Origin of the sequence: Kitasatospora sp. NPDC127067 (assembly GCF_042724755.1) — a bacterium.
GTDB classification, from domain to species: Bacteria; Actinomycetota; Actinomycetes; order Streptomycetales; family Streptomycetaceae; genus Kitasatospora; species Kitasatospora lactacystinica.
Genome location: NZ_JBHXEM010000021.1, coordinates 93,385 through 100,574, shown reverse-complemented (window position 1 = coordinate 100,574; position 7,190 = coordinate 93,385). Strand labels below are relative to the sequence as shown.

Genomic DNA, 7,190 nt, shown 5'->3' with positions numbered 1-7,190 from the left:
GGGCTCCCCCCGGGCCGCCGGTCCCGCTACTCGCGCGCCGCCGAGGTGGAGCTCATGTCCGCGTAGCGGTTCCCCGCCACCCGGCCGGCCACCGGCTCCAGCAGCGCCAGCTCCTCGGCGGTCAGCCGCAGCGTCGCCGCCGCGGTGTTCTCGGCGAGCCGGCCGCGCCTACGGGTGCCCGGGATCGGCACGACGGCCAGCCCGTGCACCTCGGCCTGCTGGTGCACCCAGGCCAGTGCGACCTGGGCGAGCGTCACGCCGCGGGCCGCCGCGATCTTCCGCAGCGGGTCGAGCAGTTCGCCGTTGGCGGCCGCGTTGTCGCCGGTGTAGCGCGGGTGGGAACGGCGGTAGTCGTCCGCCGAGAGCTCCTTGGCGTCCTGGAAGGCGCCGGTCAGGAAGCCCCGCCCGAGCGGCGAGTACGGCACGAAGGCGACGCCCAGCTCCGCCGCGGCCGGGACCGCCGTGCGCTCGACGTCGCGGGCGAACACCGACCACTCGGACTGGAGCGCGGAGATCGGGTGGATCGCGTGCGCCTCGCGCAGCTCCGCCCCGGTCACCTCGGACAGGCCGAGGTGGCGCACCTTGCCGGCCCGCACCAGCTCGGCCATGGCACCGACCGAGTCGGCCAGCGGCACGGCCGGGTCGCGGCGGTGCATGTAGTACAGGTCGATCACGTCCGTGCCGAGGCGGCGCAGCGAGGCGTCCACCGCGGTCCGGATGTACGCCGGGTCGTTGCTGATGCCGCGGACCGCGCCGTCCTCCTCGGACCGCAGGATGGAGAACTTGGTGGCGAGCACCACCTGGTCCCGGTTGGCCCGGGCGAAGGGGCCGATCAGCTCCTCGTTGCGGCCCGAGCCGTACATGTCGGCGGTGTCGAAGAGGGTGACACCGGTCGCCAGCGCGGCGTCCAGGGTGGCGAGCGCCTCGCCGGTGTCGGTGGGGCCGTAGAACTCGCTCATGCCCATGCAGCCGAGGCCCTGGACGCCCACCAGCGGGCCGCCGGTGCCGAGTTCGACGGTGGGAAGGACGGTCTGAGTCATGCGCTCTGCTCTTCCTCTACATGGATGTTCTGGCACTTGGCCGGGATTCCGGCGCCACCGGCGACCTTCCCGGCATAGAGATCGATCTTGTAGTCGAGGACGGCGAGGGTGGCCTGGAGGTCCACGATCCGCTGTCGGACCTCCTCGCGCTGGGCCTCCAGGAGCAGCCGCCGCTCCCCGTAGGTCTGCTCGCCCTGGCGGGCCATGTCCACGTACTTGAGCATGTCCGCCACCGACATGCCGGTCAGCCGCAGCCGGCCCAGGAAGGCCAGCCGGTGCAGATCGGCGTCGGAGTAGCGGCGCTGGCCGCCCGCCGCCCGGTCGACCGGGTCCAGCAGGCCGATCCGCTCGTACCAGCGCAGGGTGTGGGTGGTCAGCCCGCTCGCCGCGGCGACCTCGCTGATGGTGTGCCTCGGCCTCGGGTCCGGATCCCCGACGGGGCGGCTGAACACCTCGGAGCAGCTGCGCAGGTCGATCTCGATGCGTGCGGGTGCGGCCATCGCTCGTTTCCCCCTGTCCTGTACGACGTGAACGACGCTACCGAGTTGGAGTGCACTCCAAGCAAGCCCGACACCCGGGTGGCTCCACCACCACCTTCTCCGCGGAATTTCCCGGCGACTACAGTCGGATCCCATGGAGAGCTTGCGGATGATCGAGAACTGGCCGGTGCCCCATGCCGCGGCGGCGGTGGTCCGGGGGGCGGACGGCGCGGTCCTGGGCGCGCACGGGCCGCAGCAGCACCTGTTCCCGCTCGCCTCGGTGACCAAGCTGCTCACCTCGTACGCGGCGCTGGTCGCCGTCGAGGAGGGCGTGTTCGAGCTGGACGACCCGGCCGGTCCGGCCGGCTCGACCGTCCGCCACCTGCTCGCGCACACCTCCGGCCTGGGCTTCGACGAGCACCGGTTGTTCGCCGAGCCCGGCAACCGCCGGCTCTACTCCAACGCGGGCTTCGACGTGCTGGCCCGGACGCTGTCCGAGGCCGCCGGGATCGAGTTCTCCCGCTACGCCGCCGAGGCGGTGTTCGAGCCGCTGGGCATGACGGACACCCTGATCAACACCGCGCACAAGTCCCCGGCCGGCGCCGGCGGCCTGTCCACCGTCGCCGACCTCGCCCGGTTCGCCGCCGAACTGCAGGCACCCAAGCTGCTGGACCCGTCCACGCTCCGGCAGGCCACCCGCGAGGTCGCCTTCCCCGGCACCAGCGGCGTGCTGCCCGGCTACGGCCACCAGCGCCCGAACGACTGGGGCCTCGGCTTCGAGATCCGCGACGGCAAGAGCCCGCACTGGACCGGCGCCGCCAACTCCCCCGGAACCTTCGGGCACTTCGGCCAGTCCGGCACCTTCCTGTGGGTCGACCCGCAGGCCGGCGCCGCCTGCGTCGCGCTCACCGACCGGGACTTCGGGCCGTGGGCGGTCGAGGCCTGGCCGGCCTTCTCCGACGCGGTGCTCGAAGAACTCCCGAAGCGCTGAGCCGCTAACCGTAGGAGACCGGCGAGTGCATCTCCCAGAGCAGGAGTTCGGCGCCGGTCTCCCCCGCCGCCGGGTCGGCGAAGGCCTCGCCGGTGATCCGCACGCTGTCGCCCGGAACCATCGAGCGGCCGCCGCCCTTGGGCCCCGGGACGGTCCGGTAGCCCAGCGAGCCGGCGGTCAGGTGGGCGTACCGCCAGGGCGCCTCGGGCAGTAGCGGCAGCGGCTGCCACGGCCCGGCGGTGGCCAGCCAGAGCGCGGCGTCGCCGCGGCGCAGCCGCAGGGCGTCCGTCCCGGCGTCGCGCTCCAGCCCGGAGGCGAGCAGCGTCAACCCGCCGTCCGCCGGTTCCACCTTGCGCAGGCCGTAGGCGGGGGGCGCGTCGAACTCGTCCGGCTGGAGCCACATCTGGACGAAGCGGACCGGCCCGGTGGCGCCGCCGACGTTGCGCTCGGTGTGGGTGACCCCGGAACCGGCGCTGAGGTGCTGGACCATCCCGGGTCGGACCACCCCGCTGTGGCCGTACGAGTCCCGGTGGGCGAGCGCGCCCTCCAGCACCCAGGTGAGGATCTCGGTGTCCCGGTGCTTGTGCTCCTCGAATCCGGCGCCGGGGGCGAGGAGTTCCTCGTTGCACGCGAGCAGTGCCCCGAAGTGGGTGTTCTTCGGGTCGTAGTGGCCGGAGAAGGAGAACGCGTGCCTGGTCTCGACGCCCTCGGCCGGGACGGAGCGGTAGCGCTCGGCGGTGCGGCGCAGGTCGGCACGGGGGCGGTCGGGGGCTTCGGTCACGCCCCCACCGTAGTGGCTGGGCCCGCGGTGCGACTCCTGCCACCGCGCCACCGTGCCGGGGGGGTGTGCACGAGCAGTCACTCGCGTGAGGCAGTCTTGTCCTTGTGCCAGCCGCCTCCGCGAACTCCAAGAGCGAACCCAGTCCCAGCCCCGCACCCGACCCCGCCGGAAAGGGCCCGGCCCCCCGGTCGGCCCGTGACCGCCCCGGCCGTGCGGCGCCCCGCCTGACCGCCCAGGAGCGCAGAAACGCCGCCGAGCGCGCCGAGCGCCGGGCGGCGACGCTCAAGCGGCTGGAGAAGTCCTCCGGCAAGCTGGCCACCGCCGCGATCTCGCGGATGGACGACCAGCTCGGCTGGTACCGGCGGATGCCGCCGGAGCACCGCTCCTGGATCGGCCTGGTGGCCCAGGCCGGCATCGCCGCCTTCACCGAGTGGTACCGCCACCCCGACACCGCCCAGGCGATCTCCACCGACGTCTTCGGCACCGCTCCGCGCGAGCTGACCAGGGCGATCACCCTGCGCCAGACCGTCGAGCTGATCCGCACCACGATCGAGGTGATGGAGGAGGCCATCGAGGAGGTGGCCGCCCCCGGCGACGAGGCGGACATGCGCGAGTCGGTGCTGGTCTACGCCCGGGAGATCGCCTTCGCGACCGCCCAGGTGTACGCCCAGGCCGCCGAGGCGCGCGGCGCCTGGGACGCCCGGCTGGAGGCGCTGGTGGTCAACTCGCTGCTGTCCGGCGACGCCGACGAGGGCGTGCTCTCCCGCGCCGCCGCACTCGGCTGGGGCCAGCCCAGCCAAGTCCGGGTGGTGATGGGCAGCGCGCCGGACGGCGACAGCGAGCTGGTGGTCGAGGCGATCCGCCGGGCCGCCCGGTACGCCAAGCTGAACGTGCTGACCGGGGTGCTGGGCAAGCGCCTGGTGGTCGTGGTCGGCGGCGAGAAGGAGCCGGTGCACGCGGCCCGGGCGCTGATCGGCCAGTTCGCGCCGGGCCCGGTGGTGGTCGGCCCGACCGTGCCCGACCTGCTCTCCGCGACCCGCTCGGCCCACGCCGCCGCGGCCGGCCTGCGGGCCTGCGCCGCCTGGCCGGACGCCCCCCGCCCGGTGCTGGCCGACGACCTGCTGCCCGAGCGGGCACTGGCCGGCGACCAGGCCGCGCGCCGTCAGCTGGTGGAGGAGATCTACACACCGCTGGACGAGGCCGGGTCCGCCCTGCTGGAGACCCTGAGCGTCTACCTGGAGCAGGCCTCCTCCCTGGAGGGCGCGGCCCGGATGCTCTTTGTCCACCCCAACACGGTGCGCTACCGGCTGCGACGTGTGACTGACGTCACGGGGTACGCCCCCTCCGACGTACGTTCGGCGTTCACCCTGCGGATCGCACTGGCCCTCGGCCGGTTGGGCGCCGTCGGGGAGCCCGGCTGAGCCGGAGTGTAGGAACCGCACAATCAGGGATGGTTTTCTTCGTTACCGTCGCCTACCCGCCCCTGGGCGCCTGGCGAGAGAGGGTTGAACCGTGCTCGTAATCGTCGCCCCTGGACAGGGTGCTCAGTCCCCCGGTTTCCTCAGCCCCTGGCTGGAGCTCGACGGCGTCGCCGACCGCCTGCGCGGCTGGTCGGAGGTCGCCGGGCTCGACCTGGTGCACGCCGGGACCGAGGCGTCCGCCGAGGAGATCAAGGACACCGCCGTCGCCCAGCCGCTGCTGGTCGCGGCAGGTCTGGTGACCGCCCGGGAGCTGTTCCCGGACGAGGACGCCGCCCGCAAGCTGGTCGGCGCCGTGGCCGGTCACAGCGTCGGTGAGATCACCGCCGCCGCCGGCGCCGGGGTGCTCGGCGCCCACGACGCGCTGACCTTCGTGCGTGAGCGCGGCCGGGCCATGGCCGAGGCCGCCGCCGTCACCGAGACCGGCATGCTCGCCGTGCTCGGCGGCGAGCCGGAGGAGGTCGCGGCGAAGCTGGCCGAGCACGGTCTGACCGCGGCCAACAACAACGGCGGCGGCCAGATCGTCGCCGCCGGCACGCTGGACCAGCTGGAGGCGCTGAAGGCGGACCCGCCGACCCGCGCCAAGCTGATCGCCCTCAAGGTGGCCGGCGCCTTCCACACCGAGCACATGGCCCCGGGCGTCGAGCGGCTGGCCCAGCTGGCCCCGACGCTGACCGCGGCCGACCCGCTGGTCCGCTACGTCTCCAACAGGGACGGCGCGGTCGTGGACACCGGTGCCGAGGTGCTCGCGCGCCTGGTCTCGCAGGTCTCCAACCCCGTCCGCTGGGACCTCTGCATGGAGACCCTCGGGCAGCTGGGTGCGACGGCCGTGATCGAGCTGTCCCCCGCCGGCACCCTCACCGGACTGCTCAAGCGCAACCTCAAGGGTGTGGCCACGCTCGCCCTCAAGACCCCCGCCGATCTGGACAAGGCCCGCGAGCTCGTTGCGGAGCACGGCGGTCAGGAGCAGGAGACCCAGGCATGACCAAGCCCCAGATCCGTCCGGTGAGCGGCGCGCAGTACTCGCGCATCCTCGGCGTCGGCGGCTACCGCCCGGTCCGGGTGATCCCCAACTCCGAGGTCCTGGAGTGGATCGACTCCTCGGACGAGTGGATCCGCACCCGCAGCGGGATCGCCGAGCGCCGCTGGGCCGGCCCGGAGGAGTCCGTCGCCGAGATGTCGGTCCAGGCGGCCGGCAAGGCCATCGCCCAGGCCGGGATCTCCGCCGAGCAGATCGGCGGCGTGATCGTCTCGACCGTCTCGCACCTCAAGCAGACCCCCGCGATCGCCACCGAGATCTCCGAGCGGCTCGGCTGCGGCAACGCCCCGGCCTTCGACATCTCGGCCGCCTGTGCCGGCTTCGGCTACGGCCTCGGCCTGGCCGACGGCATGATCCGCGGCGGCAACGCCGACTACGTGCTGGTCATCGGCGTCGAGCGGCTCAGCGACCTGACCGACCAGTCGGACCGCTCCACCGCCTTCATCTTCGGCGACGGCGCCGGCGCCGCGATCGTCGGCCCGTCGGACACCCCCGGCATCGGCAAGCTGATCTGGGGCTCGGACGGCTCGCAGGCCGACCTCATCACCCAGACCCAGGCCTGGGACACCGCCTTCGCCAAGTCCGACGCGATCAACGGCGCGGGCGAGGAGACCAAGTGGCCGGCCCTGCGGATGGACGGCCAGCCGGTCTTCCGCTGGGCGGTCTGGGAGATGGCCAAGGTGGCCCAGCAGGCGCTGGACGCCGCCGGGATCACCGCCGACCAGCTCGGCGCGTTCATCCCCCACCAGGCCAACATGCGGATCACGGATGCCATGATCAAGGCGCTCAAGCTGCCGGAGTCGGTACCCGTCGCCCGCGACATCGCCGAGACCGGCAACACTTCCGCGGCCTCCATCCCGCTGGCGATGGAACGCATGCTGGAGAGCGGTGAGGCCCACAGCGGGGACCTGGCCCTGATCATCGGGTTCGGGGCGGGTCTCGTGTACGCCGCAGCAGTCGTTACTCTCCCCTAGGCGCATTCGCCCAATTCACAAGCCTGTGCCCGGCCGCCGGCCGGACACGCTCAACACCGTAGAGGAGCAGCCAGTATGGCTACCCAGGAAGAGGTCCTGGAAGGTCTCGCCGAGATCGTCAACGAGATCGCCGGCATCCCGACCGAGGACGTCCAGCTCGACAAGTCCTTCACCGACGACCTGGACGTCGACTCGCTGTCCATGGTCGAGGTCGTCGTGGCCGCCGAGGAGCGCTTCGACGTCAAGATCCCGGACGACGAGGTCAAGAACCTGAAGACCGTCGGCGACGCGGTGAACTACATCCTCAACGCCTGATCGATCGACCAGTTCGACTCGGCCAGCCCGTCCGGCGTCCGTTTTTATTTTTAAGTTTGACGGGTGGGCGGTGGTTTTAGTGAGTGTAGTACT

Annotated in this window: 8 protein-coding genes; 5 read left to right on the top strand and 3 right to left on the bottom strand. The window is 72.6% G+C overall.

What is annotated here, in order from left to right; all coding sequences use genetic code 11:
- Positions 1-26 precede the first annotated feature (26 nt).
- Entirely contained in the window at positions 27-1,040 is a 1,014-nt protein-coding gene (locus ACFWJ4_RS12285) for an aldo/keto reductase (protein WP_380542424.1), read from the bottom strand.
- Positions 1,037-1,540 (bottom strand): MerR family transcriptional regulator, encoded by a 504-nt coding sequence (locus ACFWJ4_RS12280; protein WP_380542421.1) that lies wholly within the window; start codon positions 1,538-1,540, stop codon positions 1,037-1,039. Before ACFWJ4_RS12280 ends, ACFWJ4_RS12285 begins: the two co-directional genes overlap by 4 nt.
- 133 nt (positions 1,541-1,673) lie before the next feature.
- On the opposite strand from ACFWJ4_RS12280, the gene ACFWJ4_RS12275 reads away from it, so the two are divergent.
- Complete coding sequence (locus tag ACFWJ4_RS12275) at positions 1,674-2,510, top strand: serine hydrolase domain-containing protein (protein ID WP_380542418.1); 837 nt, start codon at positions 1,674-1,676, stop codon at positions 2,508-2,510.
- A 4-nt stretch (positions 2,511-2,514) separates the two neighbouring features.
- On the opposite strand, the gene ACFWJ4_RS12270 is transcribed toward ACFWJ4_RS12275, so the two are convergent.
- On the bottom strand, positions 2,515-3,291 hold the full coding sequence (locus ACFWJ4_RS12270; protein WP_380542415.1) for a pirin family protein: 777 nt from the start codon (positions 3,289-3,291) through the stop codon (positions 2,515-2,517).
- A 224-nt stretch (positions 3,292-3,515) separates the two neighbouring features.
- Here ACFWJ4_RS12270 and ACFWJ4_RS12265 point away from each other — a divergent pair, with 224 nt between their 5' ends.
- The 4 genes from ACFWJ4_RS12265 to ACFWJ4_RS12250 all read left to right on the top strand — a co-directional run bounded on the left by ACFWJ4_RS12265 (position 3,516) and on the right by ACFWJ4_RS12250 (position 7,097).
- Positions 3,516-4,712 carry a helix-turn-helix domain-containing protein gene (locus ACFWJ4_RS12265; RefSeq protein ID WP_359913095.1) on the top strand — a complete coding sequence of 399 codons (1,197 nt, stop codon included), beginning with the start codon at positions 3,516-3,518 and terminating at the stop codon, positions 4,710-4,712.
- A gap of 91 nt (positions 4,713-4,803) precedes the next feature.
- On the top strand, positions 4,804-5,754 hold the full coding sequence (locus ACFWJ4_RS12260; RefSeq protein ID WP_359913080.1) for an ACP S-malonyltransferase: 951 nt from the start codon (positions 4,804-4,806) through the stop codon (positions 5,752-5,754).
- Positions 5,751-6,782: a beta-ketoacyl-ACP synthase III gene (locus tag ACFWJ4_RS12255; protein ID WP_359913083.1), complete on the top strand. Its 1,032-nt coding sequence runs from the start codon at positions 5,751-5,753 to the stop codon at positions 6,780-6,782. Before ACFWJ4_RS12260 ends, ACFWJ4_RS12255 begins: the two co-directional genes overlap by 4 nt.
- 75 nt (positions 6,783-6,857) lie before the next feature.
- The gene (locus ACFWJ4_RS12250; RefSeq protein ID WP_224283099.1) at positions 6,858-7,097 is read left to right on the top strand and encodes an acyl carrier protein; all 240 of its coding nucleotides are present in this window, start codon (positions 6,858-6,860) and stop codon (positions 7,095-7,097) included.
- The last annotated feature ends 93 nt before the right edge of the window (positions 7,098-7,190 follow it).